Annotated in this window: 15 protein-coding genes; 12 read left to right on the top strand and 3 right to left on the bottom strand. The window is 70.8% G+C overall.

What is annotated here, in order from left to right:
* From AB1578_00535 to AB1578_00500, 8 genes are all read left to right on the top strand, one after another.
* Positions 1-933: methylenetetrahydrofolate reductase (locus AB1578_00535; GenBank protein MEW6486387.1), on the top strand; the 933-nt coding region annotated here is incomplete at its 5' end.
* A 65-nt stretch (positions 934-998) separates the two neighbouring features.
* Positions 999-2,372: a heterodisulfide reductase-related iron-sulfur binding cluster gene (locus AB1578_00530; GenBank protein ID MEW6486386.1), complete on the top strand. Its 1,374-nt coding sequence runs from the start codon at positions 999-1,001 to the stop codon at positions 2,370-2,372.
* Positions 2,373-2,459: 87 nt separating this feature from the next.
* Positions 2,460-5,627 (top strand): FAD-dependent oxidoreductase, encoded by a 3,168-nt coding sequence (locus AB1578_00525; GenBank protein ID MEW6486385.1) that lies wholly within the window; start codon positions 2,460-2,462, stop codon positions 5,625-5,627.
* Positions 5,624-6,109 carry a hydrogenase iron-sulfur subunit gene (locus AB1578_00520; protein MEW6486384.1) on the top strand — a complete coding sequence of 162 codons (486 nt, stop codon included), beginning with the start codon at positions 5,624-5,626 and terminating at the stop codon, positions 6,107-6,109. Before AB1578_00525 ends, AB1578_00520 begins: the two co-directional genes overlap by 4 nt.
* 154 nt (positions 6,110-6,263) lie before the next feature.
* Positions 6,264-7,013 (top strand): methylenetetrahydrofolate reductase C-terminal domain-containing protein, encoded by a 750-nt coding sequence (locus AB1578_00515; GenBank protein MEW6486383.1) that lies wholly within the window; start codon positions 6,264-6,266, stop codon positions 7,011-7,013.
* 168 nt (positions 7,014-7,181) lie between these two features.
* Positions 7,182-8,192, top strand: a complete 1,011-nt coding sequence (locus AB1578_00510; GenBank protein ID MEW6486382.1) for a methylenetetrahydrofolate reductase — start codon at positions 7,182-7,184, stop codon at positions 8,190-8,192.
* Between the two features lie 113 nt (positions 8,193-8,305).
* Positions 8,306-9,724, top strand: coding sequence for a heterodisulfide reductase-related iron-sulfur binding cluster (locus AB1578_00505; protein MEW6486381.1), 1,419 nt, complete (start codon positions 8,306-8,308; stop codon positions 9,722-9,724).
* Between the two features lie 67 nt (positions 9,725-9,791).
* Positions 9,792-10,430, top strand: a complete 639-nt coding sequence (locus tag AB1578_00500) for a CBS domain-containing protein (protein ID MEW6486380.1) — start codon at positions 9,792-9,794, stop codon at positions 10,428-10,430.
* Between the two features lie 162 nt (positions 10,431-10,592).
* Here AB1578_00500 and bfr read toward each other — a convergent pair whose 3' ends face one another.
* Together bfr and AB1578_00490 are read right to left on the bottom strand one after the other, a co-directional pair.
* Positions 10,593-11,060 carry a bacterioferritin gene (gene bfr / locus AB1578_00495; GenBank protein MEW6486379.1) on the bottom strand — a complete coding sequence of 156 codons (468 nt, stop codon included), beginning with the start codon at positions 11,058-11,060 and terminating at the stop codon, positions 10,593-10,595.
* A 260-nt stretch (positions 11,061-11,320) separates the two neighbouring features.
* Positions 11,321-11,527, bottom strand: coding sequence for a hypothetical protein (locus tag AB1578_00490; GenBank protein ID MEW6486378.1), 207 nt, complete (start codon positions 11,525-11,527; stop codon positions 11,321-11,323).
* A gap of 317 nt (positions 11,528-11,844) precedes the next feature.
* Here AB1578_00490 and AB1578_00485 point away from each other — a divergent pair, with 317 nt between their 5' ends.
* From AB1578_00485 to AB1578_00470, 4 genes are all read left to right on the top strand, one after another.
* Positions 11,845-13,293, top strand: coding sequence for an ATP-binding protein (locus AB1578_00485; protein ID MEW6486377.1), 1,449 nt, complete (start codon positions 11,845-11,847; stop codon positions 13,291-13,293).
* Positions 13,290-13,991, top strand: coding sequence for a hypothetical protein (locus AB1578_00480; protein ID MEW6486376.1), 702 nt, complete (start codon positions 13,290-13,292; stop codon positions 13,989-13,991). Before AB1578_00485 ends, AB1578_00480 begins: the two co-directional genes overlap by 4 nt.
* Positions 13,988-15,367: a sigma 54-interacting transcriptional regulator gene (locus tag AB1578_00475; protein MEW6486375.1), complete on the top strand. Its 1,380-nt coding sequence runs from the start codon at positions 13,988-13,990 to the stop codon at positions 15,365-15,367. The genes AB1578_00480 and AB1578_00475 overlap by 4 nt, the downstream gene beginning before the upstream one ends.
* Before the next feature lie 363 nt (positions 15,368-15,730).
* Complete coding sequence (locus AB1578_00470; GenBank protein MEW6486374.1) at positions 15,731-18,217, top strand: CxxxxCH/CxxCH domain-containing protein; 2,487 nt, start codon at positions 15,731-15,733, stop codon at positions 18,215-18,217.
* A gap of 411 nt (positions 18,218-18,628) precedes the next feature.
* Here AB1578_00470 and AB1578_00465 read toward each other — a convergent pair whose 3' ends face one another.
* Complete coding sequence (locus AB1578_00465; protein ID MEW6486373.1) at positions 18,629-20,701, bottom strand: fibronectin type III domain-containing protein; 2,073 nt, start codon at positions 20,699-20,701, stop codon at positions 18,629-18,631.
* Positions 20,702-20,741: the final 40 nt, after the last annotated feature.

The following is a 20,741-nucleotide window of genomic DNA, read 5'->3' as shown; positions in this document are numbered from 1 at the left end:
GGGGAGCTGGGGCCTCCAAAGGGGGCCGAGCCCGAGGTGATCCGCAAGAAGGCGCGCCTCCTGCGCGGCGCGGTGGACGCGGCCAACATCACCGACAACCAGACTGCGGTGGTGCGCATGAGCTCGATTGCCGCGGGGCTCCTGGCCCGGGAGGAGGGGGTGGAGCCGGTGGTGCAGATGACCTGCCGCGATAGGAACCGCCTGGCCATTCAGGCCGACCTCCTGGGGGCCTGGGGCCTGGGGCTGCGTAACCTCCTGTGCCTCACGGGCGACCACCAGACCTTCGGCAACCACCCCGACGCCAAGAACGTGTGGGACGTGGACTCGATCCAGCTCGTGAAGATGATGGCCGAGATGCGAGACCACGGCGTCTTCGCCAACGGGGAGGAGCTCGAAGGGGAGCCGCCCCGGTTCTTCCTGGGGGCGGTGGAGAGCCCCTTTGCCGACCCCATCCCCTACCGGCCCTTCCGGGTGGCCAAGAAGGTGCGGGCCGGGGCGCGCTTCCTCCAGACCCAGTGCATCTACAACATGCCCCGGTTCAAGGACTTCATGGCGAAGCTCGGCGACATGGGGCTCCTGGACCAGGTGTACGTAATGGCGGGCCTGAGCCCGCTCAAGGGCCCGGCCATGGCCAAGTACATGGCCGCCAACGTCCCCGGCATCGACATGCCCGAGGCCGTGATCGACCGCCTCACCCAGGCCGGCAAGGGCATCGACGACAAGGCCGAGAAGTCCAGGGCCTGGCGCGCCGAGGGGATCCGGCTGTGCATCGAGCAGATCCAGGAGGTGCGGGAGATCCCCGGCGTCGCCGGGGTCCACGTGATGGCCATCGAGTGGGAGGAGGCCGTGCGCCCCATCGTGGAGGGGGCGGGGCTCCTGCCCCGGCCGCAGCCCATGCCGGCGGCGGCCGAGGGCGCAGGGCACAGAGCGTAAGGCACGGACCACGGACGGGGGGCCCAACGAGCAACGCGCAACGCGCAACACGCAAAGGGTTACCCATGACGGCACAGCGCAGCGGGGCTCTTGCGGAGCAGGTCGAACAAGCGACCCACCAGAACGCGCACCTGTGCTACCAGTGCCTGCGCTGTTCCTCCGGGTGCCCGGTGGCCGAGGACTTCGACCTCCTGCCGAGCCAGGTGATGCTGGCCATCCAGGAGGGGGACGCCTCGGTGGCCGACAGCCGCACGGTGTGGCTGTGCGCCTCGTGCCAGACCTGCAACACCCGCTGTCCCCAGGGGCTCGACATCCCGGGCATCATCGACCACTTCCGCCAGCAGACCCTGGACCGGGCCTCGGTGCCCGAGACCGCCCGGTTCTTCAAGGCCTTCCTGCGAAACGCCCGGGTCTTCGGGCGGGTGTACGAGGCCGGCCTCATGGGAGAGCTCAACCTGCGGGACGGCAAGCCCCTCCGGGATCTGCCCATGGGGCTTCGGATGATCCGGAAGGGGAAGATCCGGCTCCTCCCCCAGGTGGCGCGGCCCCCGAAGCGGGTCGAGGCGGTGGAGCCGGCGCCGCACCGGGTGGCCTACTACCCGGGGTGCTCGCTGCACTCCACCGGGGCCGCCTTCGACCGCTCCTTCCGGGGAACCGCCGAGGCCCTGGGGTTCGAGGTCCGGGAGATCCCCGGATGGACCTGCTGCGGCACCACCCCCGCCCACGGGGCCGACCCGGTGCGGGCGGTGAGCATGCCGCTCCAGAACCTCGCCATCGCCGAGCGCATGGGCCTCGATCGGGTGGTGGCCCCCTGCGCCGCCTGCTACGGGCGCTTTTGCACGGCGCTTCGCCACTACCGGGAGGACGGGGAGCTCGCCGCCCGGGTGGACGGGGAGCTGGGGCAGGAGTACGGCGACGGGGTGCGCGTCTTGAACGCCGTGGACCTCCTGGGGCAGGTGGACCTGGAGACCCTGGAGGCCAGGGTCGCGGCACCGCTCAAGGGCCTCAAGGTGGCCTGCTACTACGGCTGCCTCCTCACCCGCCCGCCCGCCGACACGGGAGCCGCCGAGTCCGAGAACCCCCAGGGCATGGAGAGGCTGGTGCGGGCGCTCGGGGCCGAGCCCCTCTCCTGGTCCCGAAAGACCGACTGCTGCGGCGGGAGCCTCGCCATCTCCCACACCGCCCTTGCCAAGCGCATGAGCGCCGAGATCCTCCGGGAGGCCCACGCCCGGGGGGCGGATCTGGTGGCGGCGGCCTGCCCCCTGTGCCACGTGAACCTCGACGAGCGCCAGCCCGAGATGGAGGCGGAGCTCGGCTTCCAGCTTCCCGTGGTCTACGTGACCCAGCTCCTGGCCGTGGCCCTGGGCCTGCCGGCGGAGGCCCAGGCACTGGACCAGTGCGCCGTGCCCGCGGAGCCATTGATGGGTCTGGGGGGCTGAGGGGAGCGCACGGACGGGCACGGACCGACACGGACTTCCACGGACGACGGACAACGGACAACGCGCAACGAGCAACGAGCAGCGTCAATGTCTCCAAGCCGCAACGGCAACGGCAGGAAGGTTGGCTCGGTCCTCGTGGTGGGGGGCGGGGTGGCGGGGATGCGCGCCGCCGCGGATCTCGCCGAGACCGGGCTCCAGGTGCACCTGGTGGAGGCCGCGCCGGGGCTCGGGGGGCGGGTCTCCCAGCTCGGGTTCATGTTCCCCACCCACGACTGCGTGCTCTGCCGGGGCTCGTCGGACCACGGGTACGGGTGCACCCGGCCCTCCATCTCCCCGGCCTTCCAGGACCACAACCTCCACCCCAACATCCGGCTGCGCACCCTCACCGAGGTGGTGGACTTCCAGGGTCAGGTGGGGGACTTCACCGTCACCCTGCGCCGCAGCCCGCGGCACGTGGACCCCGCGCGCTGCATCAACTGCCGGCTGTGCGCCGTGGTGTGTCCGGCGACGCTCCCCAGCGAGTTCCAGCTCGGCATGTCCAACCGCAGGGCCGCCTACAAGACCGCCCCCCGGGCCATCCCCGACGCCTACGTCATCGAGAAGGGGCCCTGGTGCGAGGGGTGCGGCAAGTGCGCGGCCATCTGCCCGACGCGGGCCGTGGACCTGGAGGAGGAGCCGCGCACCGAGACGATCCGGGTGGGGGCGACGATCCTGGCCCTGGGCCACCGCCTCTTCGACCCGGCCTCCCTGGAGGAGTTCGGCTACGGGCGCTATCCCAACGTGGTCACCACCATGCAGTTCGAGCGCCTGGCGAGCCGGTCGGGCCCCACCGAGGGCATGGTGGCCCGCCTCTCCGACGGGGTGCGCCCCGGGCGCGTGGCGTGGCTCCAGTGCATCGGCTCCCGGGACCAGGAGCACCCCTACTGCTCCTCCATCTGCTGCATGATCGCCACCAAGCAGGCCGTGCTCGCCAAGCAGCGCCTGGGCGGCGTGGACTGCCAGGTCTTCGTGATGGACGAGCGGGCCTTCAACAAGGAGTACACCAAGTACCACCGCCGGGCCATGGAGACCCACGGGGTGCGCTACACCCGGTGTCGGGTGAGCGCCATCCGGGAGGACCCGGCCACCCGGGACCTCCTCCTGCGCTTCCCGGGGCCCGACGGCAAGCCCCGGGAAGAGCGCTACGGGATGGTGGTACTGGCCGTGGGCCTGGAGCCCCCGGCCGGAGCGGCGGAGCTCGCCCGGATGATGGGGGTCGAGCTCAACCCCCACGGCTTTTGCGCCACCGACAAGTTCCATCCCCTCCAGACGAGCCAGCCCGGGGTATACGTGGCCGGCGCCTTCCAGTCCCCCAAGGAGATCGCCGAGACGGTCTTCGACGCCGCCGGCGCCGCCGCCGAGGTGATGCGGGTCTTCCACGACGCCCTGGGCGGCCTGCCGGCCCCCCGGGAGTACCCCTTCCTGGGGCGCGTCGATGCCGCCCCGCCGGAGCGGGACACGGCGGAGGAGCCGGCGCGCACCGGGGTCTTCCTGTGCGCGTGCGGCCCGGTGGTGTCCCAGTCCCTGGACCTCGACGCGATCCGGGATCGGGCGGCAGGCCTGCCCGGGGTGGTCCACGCCGCCCGGGTGGAGCTTGCGTGCTTCCCCGAGGGGCTCGAGGCAATCCGGGCCGACATCGCGGCCCACGGCCTCAACCGGGCGGTGGTTGCGGCGTGCAGCCCCCGCACCCACGAGGCCCTCTTCCAGCGGGCGGTGCGCCAGGCGGGCCTCAATCCCTACCTCCTGGAGATGGTGAACCTGCGGGAACACTGCGCCTGGGTCCACGACCGGGAGCCCGAGGCGGCCACCCGCAAGGCCTCGGAGCTCGTGCGGCTGGGGGCGCTGCGAGCGGCCCGCCTGGAGCCCGTGCGGCGCGTCCCCATCCAGCCCTTCCGCAGCGCGCTCGTCCTGGGGGGCGGGGTGGCCGGCATGACGGCGGCCCTGGCCATCGCCGACAGCGGCCACGACGTGACCCTGGTGGAGCGGGGCGAGGCCCTGGGGGGAAACCTGCGCCACATCTACTACCTGGCCGAAGGCCTCAACCCCCAGCGGCTCCTGCGCGACCTGGTCAATCGGGTGCGGGGCCACCACCGCATCCGGGTCCTCACCCGCAGCGAGCTGGCCGCCTGGAGCGGCTCCATCGGCCGGTTCCAGAGCCGCATCCGCACCGCCGACCCGGGGGCCGAGGGGGGCACCTTCGAGGTGGAGCACGGGGTCACGGTGGTGGCCACGGGCGGCCGGGAGGGGACGCCGGAGGCCTTCCTCCACGGGGAAGACCCTCGGGTGGTGACCCAGCTCGAACTCGAGGACTGGATCGTCCACCAGCCCGAGCGGGTGGCGGGGATGCAAAGCGTCGCCATGATCCAGTGCGTGAAGCCCGCGGAGGCCGAGAGCTTCTACTGCTCGCGCACCTGCTGCACCAACACCATGAAGAACGCCATCCGGGTCAAGATGCTCAACCCAGACTGCCAGGTCACGGTGCTCTACAAAGACATCATCACCTACGGCTTCCGGGAGCAGTACTACACCGAGGCGCGCCGCCGAGGGGTCGTGTTCGTGCGGTACACCGACGAGGATCTGCCCCGGGTGACCCCGCTCGGCGCCGCCCTGCGCCTGGAGGTGACCGACCCGAGCCTCAACCGCCGCTACATTCTGGAGCCCGAGCTCCTGGCGCTGAGCATGTCCATCGTGCCCGCCGAGGGCACGGGGGCGCTGGCCCGGCTCCTCCAGCTCCCGCTTTCCCAGGAGGGGTTCTTCCTGGAGGCGGACCTCAAGATGCGCCCCATGGACTTCCTGGCCGAGGGCCTCTTCCTGTGCGGCATGGCCCACTACCCCCGGTTCCTGGAGGAGGCCATCTCCAGCGCCCAGGCAGCCGCCGGGCGGGCGCTCACGGTCCTGAGCCTCGACCCCTTCTACGTGGGGGGGGTCGTGGCGGCGGTGGACCCGGACCGGTGCGTGGGGTGCCTCACCTGCGTACGCACCTGCCCCTTCCACATCCCCCGCATGGCGTATGACCAGGCGGGGGTGGGCAACCTCGGGGGCCACGCCTGGATCGACCCCGCCCTGTGCCAGGGCTGCGGCTCCTGCACCGGCGAGTGCCCCGCTGTAGCCATCCAGCTCGCCCACTACCGCGACGACCAGGTGATGACAGGCGCTCTCGGTCAGTGGGACTCCGAGTTCGCCGAGTCGTCCAGGGCGGGAGCGACCGCGCCATGACAGCCGACCGGCAAATCTCGACGGGCCACGTGCCACCCGCAACGAGCCCCGGCTTTCAGCCGGAGCTCACTGCCTTCACGTGCAGCTACTGCGCCTACATGTCGGGCGACACGGCAGGTGCGCTGCGGCTCCAGTACCCGGCCACCGTGAAGGTGGTGAAGCTGCCCTGCACGGGGAAGGCCGACGCCCGCTACCTCCTGGCCGCCTTCGAAGAGGGGGCCGACGGCGTCTACGTGATCGCCTGCCCCATCGGCAACTGCCATCACGTGCGGGGCAACGAGAGGGCCCGGGCCCGGGTGGAGCGCACCCGCAAGCTCCTGGAGCAGGTGGGGCTCGAGGGCGAGCGCCTGGGCATCTTCTTCCTCTCCGGGGGCATGGGCGAGAGCTTCGCCGCCGCCGCCCGGGAGATGACCGAGCGCATCCGCCGGCTGGGGCCCAGCCCATTGCGGAGCGGACGGGGTTTGGACGGGATAACGGGATGAACCGGATGTGGAGCAACGGCGGCCGCGTACGCCGGGGTGCCTACGCGGGGTGTCGCGGTGTAGCCGGCCGGCTGACCACGTCTCACCAAGAGTTCGGCAGGTTTCATCCCGTATATCCCGTTATCCCGTCCAACTCCCACGTCGAGGTGATTCCATGATCGTCGGCGAGCAAAAGCCACTTTCGGAGATTGTGGGGTTTCTGGGGGACGCGCGGGAGGTGCTCGTGGCCGGGTGCGGCACCTGCGTCACCGTGTGCCTGGCGGGGGGCGAGAAGGAAGCCCAACTCCTGGCGTCGGCCCTTCGCATGGCCTCCCGGCTCGACGGGGCCACTCGCCGGGTGACCGATGTCACGGCCCAGCGCCAGTGCGAGTGGGAGTACCTGGACGGCATCGCCGAGCACGTGCGGAGGGCCGACGCCGTGGTGTCGCTCGCCTGCGGCATCGGGGTCCAGGCCATGGTCCGGCACTTTCCCGACGCCTGGGTGGTGCCCGGCCTGAACACCACGTTCCTGGGCCTGCCCGAGGAGCAGGGCATCTGGACCGAGCAGTGCCAGGCCTGCGGCAACTGCATGCTCGGCCAGACCGGCGGCATCTGCCCCATCGCCCGGTGCTCCAAGCAGGTGCAGAACGGCCCCTGCGGAGGCTCGGAAAACGGCCTGTGCGAAGTCAAGCGGGTCAAACGCGAAAACGGCGTCCCCGTGATGAAGACCGACGCCCGCGGCCGGCAGGTGCCGGTCACCGAGGATGTGGAGTGCGCCTGGCACCTGATCCACGAGCGGCTCAAACGCCTCGGTCGCCTGGACCTCATCACGGGCGTCCAGGGCCCCAAGGACTGGTCCACCTCCCGCGACGGCGGCCCCCGCCGCATCGTCCGGGAAGACCTCCTCCTCCTGGACGAGGGATAGGAAGGGATAAGCCCTTGGACAGGATGAACAGGATGGACAGGATGATAGAACCTCTTCGACTCGCTGCTATGCGACAAGACTCCGCACCGACATTTCCAACAAGAATCCGGCTCTATCCTGTTGATCCTGTCATCCTGTCCAACACCGGTGTCCTTGCATGGTGCTGAGATGACGAACGCCAACGGCTACAAGTCGGGCAGCAATCTGGAGAAGGTCCTCTCCGCGGGGCACTTTGCGGTGACCGGCGAGCTGGGGCCGCCCCAGAGCGCCGACGCCCACCACATCCGGGTGAAGGCGGGCCACCTCAAGGGGGTGGTGGACGCGGTGAACGTCACCGACAACCAGACCGCCGTGGTGCGCATGTCGAGCCTGGGGGCGTCGATCGTCGCGGTGCAGGAGGGCCTGGAGCCGGTCATGCAGATGACCTGCCGCGACCGGAACCGCCTGGCCATGCAGGCCGACTACCTCTCCGCCTACGCGCTCGGCATCCGAAATCTCCTGGCCCTCACCGGGGACCACCAGTCCTTCGGCAACCACCCCACCGCGAAGAACGTCCACGACCTGGACTCCGTGCAGCAGCTCCAGATGCTCAAGGACCTCCGGGACGAGAAGCGGTTCCAGTGCGGCGACCTCGTGAAGGGAGCCGAGCCCCGGTTCTTCATCGGCGCCGCGGCGGCCCCCGAGGCCCACCCGGTGGAGTGGCGGCCCCAGCGACTGGCGAAGAAGGCCGCCGCAGGGGCCGACTTCATCCAGACCCAGCTCGTCTACAACGTGCCGGCCTTCAAGCGGTTCATGGAGGAGGTGCGCCGGCTCCGGGTCCACGAGAAGCTCGCGATCCTCGTGGGGGTGGGGCCCCTCAAAGGCCCGGCCATGGCCAAGTACATGCGCGACTTCGTCCCCGGCATCACCGTGCCCGACCACGTCATCGAGCGGATCGAAGGCGCCGCCGGGGGGATCCCCCCCGAGGAGAAGGAAGCGCGCCAGACAGCCTGGAAGGCCGAGGGCATCCGGATGTGCGTCGAGCTCATCCAGGAGCTCCGGGAGATCGAAGGCGTGGCCGGCGTCCACGTCATGGCCATCGAGTGGGAAGAGGCCGTGCGCCCCATCGTGGAAGGCGCCGGGCTCCTGCCTCGGCCGGCGGTTCGAGGTGCGGGGGGTTTTGACAGGATCACAGGATGATCAGGATGGGGCTGAGGGGAACGGCTACAGGCAGACCGGCGGCTCGCAGGTTCAGCTCCACCAAAATTCCATCCTGTCCATCCTGTCATCCTGTCCCAGAATAGGATCTTCCCATGGAGCCAGCAGCGACCACCACCGCACTCAAGCCCGACCTCGCCAGGGAGATCGAGGCCCGCACGGGGCAGAACGCCTTTCTGTGCTACCAGTGCGTGCGCTGCACGAGCGGCTGCCCGGTGACCGACTACTACGACTACACCCCGAACCAGGTCATGCGGCTCGTGCAGATCGGCGACGAGGAGGCGGTCCTCAGGGCCCGCACGCCCTGGCTGTGCGCTTCGTGCCAGACCTGCACCACCCGCTGCCCCCAGGGGCTCGACATCGCCCTCGTCATGGAGACCCTGACCCAGGTGGCCCACGATCGGGGCATCGCGCCCGCGGTGCCCGAGGTGGCCCTCTTCCACAAGATCTTCTTGAAGGACGCCCGGCTCTTCGGGCGGCTGTACGAGCTCGGGCTCATGGGGGCCATGAACCTGCTGTCAGGAAAGTGGTTCGAGGACGCGGACCTGGGCGTGGAGATGCTCAAGCGGTCAAAGATCAGCTTTCTCCCCTCCCTTGCCCGCTCGCGGCCCGACCGCCAGAAGCACCGCAACCCCGAGCCGAACCAGGTGGGCTACTACCCGGGGTGCTCGCTCCACTCCCTGGCCAAGGAGTTCGACACCTCCTTTCGAGCGTGCGCCGACGCTCTGGGGTACCGGCTCGTGGAGCCCAACGGCTGGACCTGCTGCGGGGCGAGCCCGGCCCACCACGTGGATCCCTATCTCGGGGTCAAGGCGCCCCTGGCCAACCTCTCCCTGGTGGAGGCGAGCGGGTTTGGCGAGGTGGTGGCCCCCTGCGCCGCCTGCTACAACCGGTTCAAGGCCGCCGACCACGAGGTTCGCCGGGACCCGGTGCTCCGGGCTCGGGTGGACGCAGACCTCGGTTACCGGTACCGAGGCGAGGTGGCGATCCGGTCCATCGCGGACTGGCTCGCGGGCACCGTCCGAACCGAGGCGATCCGGGCCAGGGTGGTCCGGCCCCTCCAGGGGCTCAGGGTGGTCTGCTACTACGGGTGCCTCCTCACCCGGCCGCCCGAGGTCACCGGTCACCCCCATCCCGAGTACCCCACCGAGCTCGACGAGGTCTGCCGGGCCCTGGGGGCCGAGACCCTGGACTGGGACGACAAGACCGTCTGCTGCGGCGGCAGCCTCGCGGTGCCGGCCAAGGAGGTGATGCTGCGGCTAAGCCAGAACATCGTGGAGCACGCCCAGGCCGCCGGCGCCGACGTCCTCGTCGTGGCGTGCCCGCTTTGCGACTCGAACCTCGACAACCGCCAGCGCCAGATGCCGACGCTGGCGCGCCAGACCCCGGTACTCTATGTCACCCAACTCATGGCGCTCGCCTTCGGCCTGGGGCAGAAGGCGGCAGGTCTCGGGCGCAAGCTCGTGGACCCGCGGCCCCTGCTCGGGGAGAAGGGCTTCTTGCAGACGGGATAACGGGATGAACGGGATGGGGAAAGGTCGATCCCGTTATCCCGTCCAAAACTCTCCCCGGAGGTCTCCCATGCTCGTCCAGCACCTCATGACACCTGAGCCAGTCTCCATTGCCCCGGATCAAACCGTGGCGGAAGCGGGCGCGCTCATGACCGAGAAGGGAATCCGCCACCTTCCGGTCCTGGAGGGAGACCGGCTCGTGGGACTGGTGACCCGTGCCTCCCTGGCCCAGGCCCTCCCGGGACTCGGCACGGGCCTCACCCGCTTCGAGTACAACTACCTCACTGCCAACACACGGATCCGGGAGGTTATGATCCGAGACCCGGCGCTCGGCACCGAGGACATGGCCGCCGAGGAGGCCGCCCGAGTCATGAACACAAAGCGGATCTCGAGCCTCGTGGTCGTGCGAGAGGGCAAGCCGGTGGGGATCATCACGGACACCGACATCTTCGAGGCCATGCTCGAGCTCCTGGGCGCACGGCGCAAAGGAGTGCGCGTGACGGTGCACCTGCCCAATCGGCGCGGGGAGCTCTCCCGGGTGGCGGGGGCCTTGGCGGAACAGGGGGGGAACCTCTCGGCCGTCGGGAGCTGGCCGGTAGGAGAAGGCACCTGGGGCGCCGTGCTCAAGGTGCAGAACCTCTCCCCGGAGCAGATCTCCGCCGCTCTCGCCCGGCTGCCGGGGGTCTCGGTGGCGGACCTGCGCACCTAGCCACATCGGTAGGCTGCTGCACGAGCCCCCTTCGCGGGCCCCGGACGGCGCGCCGGACGGGTCCAAAGCCCCCCGCGATCCCGGAGAACTCCCGCCAAGAGGGCCGCGACGCCCGTCGCGGCCCTCTTGGCGTTTGCCTTCCGGAAATCTCGCCGTACGGCCCTACCCCACCTGGGTGCCGAGGAAGATGGGGAGCGTCATGTGGCCGATCTGGTCCTGGAGTTCCTCGATGCTGTCGATGTGGGCGTCCTCGTCCTTGAGGATGCCCACCAGGAGCTCGCGGGTCGCGTGGTCGCCCACGTCGGCGGCAAGCCCGATGGCGTCGTTGTATGCCTTGATGGCGGACGACTCCAGCACGTGGTCGCTGGCGAGCTGTTTGGGCACGTCGGCGCCGATGTGCATCTTGTGCAGGTTGCTCACGATCGGCAGCCCCTCCAGGAACAGGATGCGGCCGATGAGCTTCTCGGCGTGCTTCATCTCGTCGATGGCCCGCTTCTCGAAACCCTCGTGAAGCTTCTCGTAACCCCAGTTGGCGCACATCTCCGAGTGAACCATGTACTGGTTGATCGCAGTCAGCTCGTCGGCCAGCAGTGCGTTGAGTGTCTCGATGAGCTTCTCGTTGCCCTTCATGGTCCTCTCCTTTCCGTGTGGGAGTATGTTGCGCGGGTCCGGCCGCGCATTCGCGCCTGGCCCAGCCGGGCGGCCGGAGGGTAGCACACCGGTGCGCCGCGTCAACGGCGCCCGAAGCGCCGGTCCCATCGCACCCCGGGCGCCGCTCCCCCGGGGGTACGCAGCCGAAACGTCGATCGGCGATTCCCGGAGGCCACCGAAAGAAAAGCTGGCCGCAGGGCCAGCTTCAGGCTTTGACCGGCACGCGGCCGGACGGAGTCCTACTCCCACCAGGGCCGCGCGCCCCGCATCGCCGCGCGGCGGCCGCGCCGGGCCCCACGGGAGCGGGGCTCGGAGCGAACCGAGCGGAAGAGATCGGCAAAGAACTTGGAAAAGGGCTCCGTGGAGGGAAGCCCCCGGCGCAGGATGGAAGGGGTCGCGAACAGGAGGATGGCGGCGGTAAGCTGGACCAGGATCGCGTGCTCCATGGCGGGCATCTTCCCCTTGAATGGGGAGCCGTCCCAGGCTCCCATGGGAGGAGGTAGCCGGAAGGTACGCCTTGCTGCAATGCGGCGTCAAGAAAAAAGCAAGCGCCGTTCAGGTCCGCCCAGAAGAGGCAAACGGGAACCTCGGGGGCGACAGGGACGGCTGCGCCGCAACAAGACACGGGGGCCGGGCACTGCATTCAGGCCGGCGTTTGGGCCTTCCGGCCCGCCCCGGACACCAGACGGCACTGGGCTGGCCAAGGGTCCATTCTCCGCGCTACCCTGGAGGCCGAGAGCCCAGCCCCCCTCGACGGAGGACCATGCTTCCCGTCTTCAGCCACCGCCCCGGCTCCTTTCGCGCCCTGGTGTGGACCGGCTTCTTCTGCGTCACCCTGCCACTGGCGGTGGCGCTGTTGAACGCGGGCGTGTTCGCGGGCCGCTTTGCCCGCAGGGCCGCGGAGGCCGTGCAGCACGCGTCCCGGGTGGCGGACGACAGCCGGCTCCTCCAGGATCACGTGCTGTCCCTGGAGCGGCGCGCCCGCCAGTTCCACGTGTTGGGAGAAGAGCAACTCCTCCGGGACTACGGGGACCGGAGGGAGGTCTTTCTCCAACTGCTGGACCGGCTCGCCCGGCTCCTCCCCTCCCTGGAGGAGCGGGCCGCCGCCATGAGGGAGCTCGAGGAGGCGGTCTTCCGATTCCTGACCCAGGGAGGCCCCCAGCCCCAGGGAGCCGACGCCGAAGCCCTGGACCGGTTCGCCCCCCTGAGCGCACTCTCTCGGGAGGTCCTCGACGCCAGCACCCGCTTCAGCCTCGAGGAGGCCGAGGCGATGCAGCACGCGGCGGCGCAGGCGCGGCGCGCGTTTCTCTGGCAGGCGTCGGCGCTGGTTCCGCTCACGCTCCTGGTCTCGGCCCTCTTCGCCGCCCTGCTGGCCCGGCCCATTCGACAGATCGACCGAGGCATCCAGGGTCTGGGTTCGGGAAGGTTCGATTCTCCCATCGTGGTACGCGGCCCGCGGGACCTGGAGTTCCTGGGGGAACGCCTGGATTGGCTGCGGTTGCGGCTCGCGGAGCTCGAGGCGGAGAAGACCCGCTTCCTCGCCCACATGTCCCACGAGCTCAAGACGCCCCTGACCGCCATCCGGGAAGGCGCCGAGCTCCTGGGGGAAGGAGTGGTCGGCGCCCTCACGGCCGAGCAGCGTGAAGTGGCCTCGATCCTCCGGGACAGTGCCCTGCGCCTCCAGGGGCTCATCGAGAACCTCTTGCGGTTCAGCGTGGAGTTGGCCCGGGCCGAAGGTCCGGGAGACGCCTGGACGGAGGTGGCGGAAGTGGTGGAGGCGGTGGTAGCGGACCACCGGATGGCGAGCGCCGCCAAGGCCCTGCGGGTGGAGCGCGACGTGGAGCCGGTGCGGGTGCGGGGGGACCGGGAGCGCGTGCGGGTCATCCTCGACAACCTGCTCTCGAACGCCGTGAAGTTCACCCCCCGGGGAGGCACCGTGGGGATCCGGGTCTCTCGGGACGGGAAGGAAGCCGTGATCGACGTGGGAGACACCGGCCCGGGCATCCCGGCCGGAGAGCGGGAGAGGATCTTCGAGCCGTTCTTCCAGGGGGCGGCCCGGGGCGACGGTGCGGTGATGGGCAGCGGCCTGGGCCTCTCCATCGTGGCCGAGTACGCGGGCGCCCTCGGGGGCCGGGCCGAAGCAATGGCGCACGGCGGCCCAGGGGCGCTGCTGCGGGTGCGGCTCGCCGTCTGGAGCGAGGAGGACCCATGAAGCGTGGCAGACGCCGCGCGGCAGCGTGCCTGGCCCTTTGGCTTGCCGGGCTGGCGGGTTGTGCAGGCCTGGGAACGTGGCCGGAGCCGGGAGGGGGTGTGCGCTCCTCTGCCCTCGAGGAGCGGCCCGATCCCATTTGCGAGGCCCTGGGCCGCACCGCGGCACTCTCGCCGGAGGATGCGCAGGCACGGCTCCCCCACGCCGTGGAGGCCTTTCGCAACCAACGCACCCCCGAGAGCCGCCTGCGGGTTCTCCTCCTCCTCTTGCGGGCGCCGCCCCGGGAGTTCGGAGACGTGTGGGCGCTGGAGGTGCTCCAGAGCGCCCAGTTCCCGCCGGACCAGGAGCCGGGCCTGCGGGATGTGGAGACCCTGCTGCAAGGGGTCTTCGAAGAGCGGCTGCGGGCTGCCGCCGCACTCCACCACGCCGAGGCGGGGTGGGAGGCGGAACGCGAGGTCGTGGAGGGGCTGCGCTCCTCCCTCGAAGAGGCCCGCACCGAGGGCCGGGCCTGGAAGGCGCGCATCGAAATTCTGGAGCGGGAGCGCGACGAGGCCGTGGGGCGTGTCCGTCCCCTCGAGGCAGCCCTGGAGGAGGAGCGCCGCCGCGCCGCGGAGCTGGAGGGGCAGTTGGGCCAGCTCAAGGCAATCGAGCGGATCCTGGAACTCCGGGAAGACCCGGCCGCCGGGGAGGAAGCCCGATGAGCGACCCGATGCGCATCCTGCTGGTCGACGACGATACCGGCCTCCTGCGGCTCCTCTCCCTTCGCCTCCACTCGGCGGGCTACGAGGTCCAGACGGCGGAGAGCGGCGAGGAGGCCTTGGCACGGCTCTCCCAGGCCCGACCCGACCTGGTGATCACGGACCTTCGCATGGGCGCAATGGACGGGTTGGCACTGCACGACGCCCTTCGCAAGACCCACCCTTCCCTCCCGGTCATCATCCTCACCGCCCACGGCTCCATCGCCGAAGCTGTCGAGGCCACCCGCAGGGGCGTCTTCGGCTTCATGGCCAAGCCCTTTGACGGCAAGGAACTCCTGGCCGAGGTGGCCAGGGCCCTGGCCCTGAGCGGGGCGGGCGCCCTCCGGGGCGCCGATGCCGAGTCCTGGCGCGGGGCGATCGTCACCCGAAGCCCCGCCATGGAAGAGCTCCTGCGCAAGGCCCGCCTCGCCGCCGAAGGGGATGCCAGCGTGCTGGTGTGCGGCGAGAGCGGTACCGGCAAGGAACTCCTGGCCCGGGCCATCCACCGGGCGAGCCCCCGGCACGACCGGGCCTTCGTTCCCGTCAACTGCAGCGCCATCCCCGAGCCCCTCCTGGAGTCCGAGCTCTTCGGCCACGCACGAGGCGCGTTTTCGGGGGCCGTGCGCGAGCACGAGGGACTCTTCCAGGCGGCCCACGGGGGCACCCTCTTCCTGGACGAGATCGGCGACATGCCGCTCGCCCTCCAAGCCAAGGTGCTGCGCGCCCTCCAGGAAAAGGAGGTGCGGCCGGTGGGCGCAACGGCGCCCGTGGGGGTGGACGTGCGGGTGGTCTCGGCCACCCACCGCGACCTGGATCGGGAAATGGCGTCCGGGGCCTTCCGGGAGGACCTCTACTACCGCCTCAACGTCATCCGCCTGGAGATCCCAACCCTGGCCGCCCGCCGGGAAGACATCCCCCTCCTGGCGGAGCACTTCCTGGAAGCCCTGGCGGCCAAAGGGCGCAAGCAGGTCAAGGGGTTCTCGCCGGAGGCCCTGGAGGCCCTGGTATCGGCCCCTTGGCCCGGCAACGTGCGCCAGCTGGCCAACGCAGTGGAGCAGACCTACACCCTGAGCACCTCGGCCCTGATCCCGGCCGACCTGGTGCGCGAGGCCCTTCGGGAGACCCCACAGGAGGTGCCGAGCTTCCTCGAGGCCCGCAGGCGGTTCGAGCTCGACTACCTGGTACGCCTGCTCCAGATCACCGAGGGCAACGTCACCCGCGCCGCCCGCCTGGCGGGGCGAAATCGCACGGACTTCTACAAGCTTCTCGCCCGCCACCGGATCGAGCCGGCCCTCTTCAAGCCCGAAGCGTCCAAGCCCGAATCGCTCAAGCACGACTAGGGCGGTCGGTCCGGCCCGCCGCCATCGCCCCCCCGGCGACACGCGCCCTGCCGAGGCCTGGGGAACCCGCCTGTCGCAAACCAGCGACACGCCTGCCCAGCCTCTGGGGCTGTCTTTCGGATACCGCCCCTTCGCGGCGTCGCAGGACGGCGACGGTTTGCGGGGCCTTCGCCCTTCCCCTCTTCACCCACGGCGCAGTCTTCTGCTGGAAAACCAAGAGCTTCCGTTCCCTCCGGCCCCGCGGCACGGTCCCTGCTAAAGCTTTTCGTCCAGGTACCCACCCATGCGACTCGGCGGACTCGGGCCCCGCCGGGCCGCCCGGATCCCGTGGCCCGAACCCCCTCGTCCCTCCAGGGAGGACCCATGCTCCGAAAGCCCATCACCCGATCGTTCGTTCCCCTCCTCTTGCTTCTCCTGCCCGCCGCAGCCGCCCTTGTCGGCTGCAGCGGCGACAGCTCCGGCGACCCGGTCCTCACGTCCACCCGCTCCGGCGTGGCGGTGGACCCCTATATCGAAGGAGCCGTGTTCCAGGAAGTGGCCGCCGACGGCACCCTGGTCCAGCGGGAGTCGAGTCCTTCGGACGACCTGGGCCGCTTCCAGTTTCCCTCCCCGCTTCGGGAGGGTTCCCGGGTGGAGATGAAGGCGGGAGCCCGGGGGACCCACGCGGGGGCCCCCTTCGGCGGCCTGCTCAAGCGATCCGTGGGGCCGGACGACGGGGAGTCCGTCGTGGTCTCGCCCCTCACCACCCTCCTGTCCAACGGGATCGAGCCCGACGACCTCCTGGAGGCGCTCCGCGCGGCCGGCCTCCCGGGGCTGACGGCTTCGGATCTGCTGGCGGACCCCATGGCGGGGCTCGCCGAAGAAGCCGGCGAGGTGAGTGAGGCCGCACTGCGGCCCCTCCAGGCCAACATGGCCGCCATGGCCCTCATGACCCTGGCCGGCGACTTTGGCCTGGGGCCCGACGCCCTGGCCGAGCCGGACGTGGCCCGGCTCCTCGAAGAGTTCGTCCACGCCGTGCAGACCACCCTCCATCCCCAGCTTCGGGCGGAGCTGGCCGCAGAGGCCGGAGCCCAGCCCGAGCACCCCTTCACCCTCGGCGACGCCATCCACGTGGCCGCCCGCCTCCAGCGGGAGCTCGTGGCACGCCTTCGCGACCACACCGGCGACCCTGCCACCCGCGAGGCGATGGACGAGGCCGTCCACGCCGTGCTGGGGGGCGCCGGGCCCATGGCCCGGAGCGTCTACCAGGCCCGTACCGGCCTGGACCCCGAAGACCCGGGCAGCCCGCCCTCCGACCCGGCCCCAGAGACGCCCCCTGAGACTCCCGAAGATCCTCCGCCGGCCCAGCCGGACGGCCAGGCCGTGTACGATGCCAGCTGTTCTTCGTGCCACAAGGCGGGGGATGGCGACCCGGCGGGGTTCGCCCCCGATCTGGCCGGTTCCGGGGCCCTGGTTGCCCCCAAGCTCCAGGCAGGTCACATGGGCGCTACCGTGTCCGCCGCCGAGCTCACCTCCCTGGCGGCGTGGCTCGACACGGTGTCCCAGGCCGTGCCCCCGCCCACGGACCCGACCGCCCCCCCGGACGGCACTGCCCTCTACGCTGCGGAATGCGCGGGGTGCCACGGCCCCCTCGCCGGGACCGACGTGCCCGGCCGCACCGCCGCCCAGATTCGCGCCGCCATCGGCGCCGACGCGGGGGGCATGGGGGGCATCGTCCTGACCGACGCCGAGTTGGACGCCCTGGCCTCCGCCCTTCCCGGAGCGCCCGACCCGACCGATCCGACTGGCCCCGCCGACGGCCTTACCCTGTACCTGGCAGGCTGCGCGAGCTGCCATGTGGCAGGCCCGGAAGACCCCACCGGTTTCGCCCCCGACCTGGCCGGCGCAGGGGCGCTCGTGGCCCCGAAGCTCCAGGCCGGGCACATGGGCGCCGCGCTCTCCGGGGCCGAGCTGGAGGCCCTGGCGGCCTGGCTCAACCAGCTCGCCGGCCCGACCGATCCGACGAATCCGACCGATCCGACTGATCCGTCTGGCCCCGCGGACGGCTACGCCGTGTACCTGGCGGACTGCGCGAGCTGCCATACGGCCGGCTCGGAAGACCCCACCGGCTTCGCCCCCGACCTGGCCGGCGCCGGGGCGTTGGTAGCCCCGAAGCTCCAGGCCGGGCACATGGGCACCCTGCTCTCCAGCGCCGAGGAGCAGGCCCTGGCCGCGTGGCTCAACCAGCTCGCCGGCCCAACCGATCCCAGTGACCCGACGGAACCGACCGTTCCGACCGATCCGCCGCCCGTTGGAAGCTGCACCGCCTGTCACGGCATGCCGCCTTCGGGCAACGCGTTCCCCAACACCGCAGGGGCCCACGCCGCCCACGCGGCCCTGCCCACCGTGGGCTCCGACTGCGGCGTGTGCCACCTGGGGGCAACCCACGACGGTTCCGTGGACCTGGCCTTTCCGGCGACCCTCGACGCCGGGCGCGGGCAGGCCGCGGACAACCTGGACGGCACCTGCTCCAACCTGAGCTGCCACGGGGGCCAGACCACCCCCGAGTGGTGGACGGGGACCATCGCGGTGGACGTACAGTGCCGGTCGTGCCACGAGGCAGGCACCGGGGAAGACAACGGCTACTTTTCGGGGCGCCACACCCTCCACGTGAGCCGCCGGGGATACGACTGCACGGTGTGCCACAGCACGGCGCGCCTGGCCGACGTGCACTTCGCCGGCCTCGACACCCCGGGACGCGAGGGGGTTGCCCCGACGACGATCGGTGGCGCCGATACCCGGGTGACTTCCTACAACCCGGCAACCCGGAGTTGCTCGACCCAGGGCTGCCACGGCTCCGAGCGCTGGTAGCCGCTCCCGTCGCACGCAGCACGAGTATGAAAGGGACGCCGGGGCAAGCCCCGGCGTCCCTTTTTTTGTGCAACGCGCCACGCTGCAGGGAACCCAAAGGGGGCCGCCGGCCTCTTGGGCCCCAGCCTCCCATCACCAAATCGGTATCGCTATCGCTATCGGGGTCGGGGTCGGGGTCGATAGCGATATCGATACCGATACCGATGGGGATGGGGTGACCATGCTCCCCGCGCCTCCCCTGGAAGCCGAGAGCTCAGGTCCACAGGGATACCTCAGGGGCCGGTGGTAAAGCTCCAGCCATGGGTGGTCGGGACGCCGACCAAGTCCCGGGCGGTGATGGTCGCCGTGCAGCGGGTCCCGGGCCGCGGTCCTTCTGCGGGAATCAGGGAAAAGGTGCTGTGGTACCGACCCCTACCAGTACAGAGCCGCTCCGGCGAGGAGGCTCCAGCCCCCCAGGTCGGCGTCGGCCGAGCCGAAGTCGTCCACCCGGGCATACTGCCCTTCGAGGCACGCGTAAGTGCGTGCAGGACCCATGCCCCCTGCAGACCGGCGGGCGGCCGCGGGGTCGAAGGGATTCAGGAGCACCTTGACGCCGCCGCGGACGTGGTAGCCGTGCTGCCGGCCGCGCACGGTCGAGGCCTCTTCCACCTCGTGGCGGTAGTAGTAGCGGCTGTACCCGGCCCCCACGTAGGGCACCACCAGGGCATCGGGGGCGCCCCGGAGGTCGTAGACCACATAGGCCTGCACGGGGAAGACGGTGAGGGTCTGCTCGAGGGTACGCCCCAGGGGGTCGCCCCGGCGGTTGGTGTCCACCTCTCCCTCGGTCTTCCGGTAGCCACCTTCCAGCCCCACCTCGAAACGGGAAAGGAGGCGAAGTCCGAAGGCCAGCCGCCAGTCGGCCGCGATCGCGCTGTCGTAGTGGTCGTCCCACCCGCTCTCCGCCGGAAACCAGACGCCCCCTTTGGCGCTGGCCGTCCACTGGAGCCCGTCGGCCCGCGCCTCGCCGCCCCCGAGGGCCACCCCGACAAGCACGAGAACCGACAGCACCGCCCTGGCCCGCCAGGTTGACAGGAGGCCGAACACGGCAAGAAGACAGGCGCCCGCGAAGACGGCGCCTCCCCGCGGCGGTCCGGCGGCGCTGCGGAGAAAGCAGCCGCCGCGATCGTCCAGTTCGGGAAAGCCCACCGCCTCCTCCGGGATTTGCAGGACCTCGGCCGAGAGGTCGCCCTCCAGCTCGGTCACCGGCACAGCCACGCCGGCGGAGCGCACGCTCTCCCGGGCGGTAGCCAGCGCCGCCACGGCGAAGTTGTGGGTGGTGCCCCCGAGGGATCGCACGGCAAAGCGGTATTCCGTGCCGTTGGCGAGCCCCGTAACCGTGTGGGAGGTCACGTTTCCCACGTCCGAAGCTTCGTCCAGGGCGCCCGTCGCCGTGCCCCAGAGCACCCGATATCCCGTGGCCCCCGGCGCGGGGTCCCAGCGCAGCAGCACGGCCCGATTCCGGGGAAAGGCCTCCAGGCCCCCCACGGCCCCGGGCGCCTCGGCGGCCACGTCGAGTCCGGTCAGGGCGAGCCCGGCCACCAGCCCTACGGTGATGGGCGAGGCCCCCTGGTCGGCGCCGGTGCCTCCGAAGTTCTCGTCGGGACCGTAGTGAACGCGGTAGCCCGTGACGTCGTACGCGAGGTTGGGCTGCCAGGTGAGGGTCGCGGCGGTTCCCGTTGCATCCACCTCCGCATCGAGTCCGGACACGGGAAAGGGGCGCGTGTCCGCTCCGGTTCCCCCGTAGGCCCCCTGATCGGCGTCGCTGCCGTCGGGGTTGGACGCGGCGGCGATGCAGGGGGAGCCCGCCCGCAGGTGGAAGTCCCCCGCCTCCGGGGCGACCAGGAGCGGATCGCGGTCGGCGGTGGTCTCCTCCGTCACGTCCTGGGCACGTAGGTCGAAGAAGTTCTGCTGGAAGGAAGCCCCCGCGTTGTCCCAACTCACGGCCACCGCGTTGTTGGCGAAGAGGTTCGCCCGCACCGAGCCGGTGCTCCCGGTGAGGGTGAGCCCGGTGCCGTTGCCGTAGAAGGTGTTGTTCGCGATCGCCACGTTGGCGGAGTTTCGCACCTGGAGGGCGGCGCCGGAGACGGAGTGGAAGACGTTGTTGCTGAGGTCCAGATTGGGTGCGTTGGAAAAGCTCGCGCCGTTCCCCCGCACCGTGAAGCGCTGGAGAGTCCCTCCGCCCTGGGAAGTGATAGCCCCCGTGAGGATCGTGCTGGCGGTCTCTTCCCCCCGCACGGTGACGCCGGCCCGCAGGGTGAGCGCATCGCCGTAGGTGCCCGTACGCACGGTGATGGTGCCCCCGTCGATCTCCCCGGCGGCGGCGTCGATTCCCTCCTGGATCGTCCGATAGGTATCGCTCGGCACCGTGGCATCGAGCTGCGCCCCCGCCGGTTGCCCCAGGAATATCGCCGCGGCCAGCGCCGCCACCAGAAACCCTTTGCCCATGAGTTCTCCTCTCCTCCGGCACGGCGCCCGCCGGCGACTC

The organism is Thermodesulfobacteriota bacterium, assembly GCA_040756475.1.
In the GTDB taxonomy this organism is placed as follows: Bacteria; Desulfobacterota; Deferrisomatia; order Deferrisomatales; family JACRMM01; genus JBFLZB01.
The sequence above is the reverse complement of the archived record's forward strand: the minus strand, read 5'-3'. Positions and strand labels throughout refer to the sequence as shown.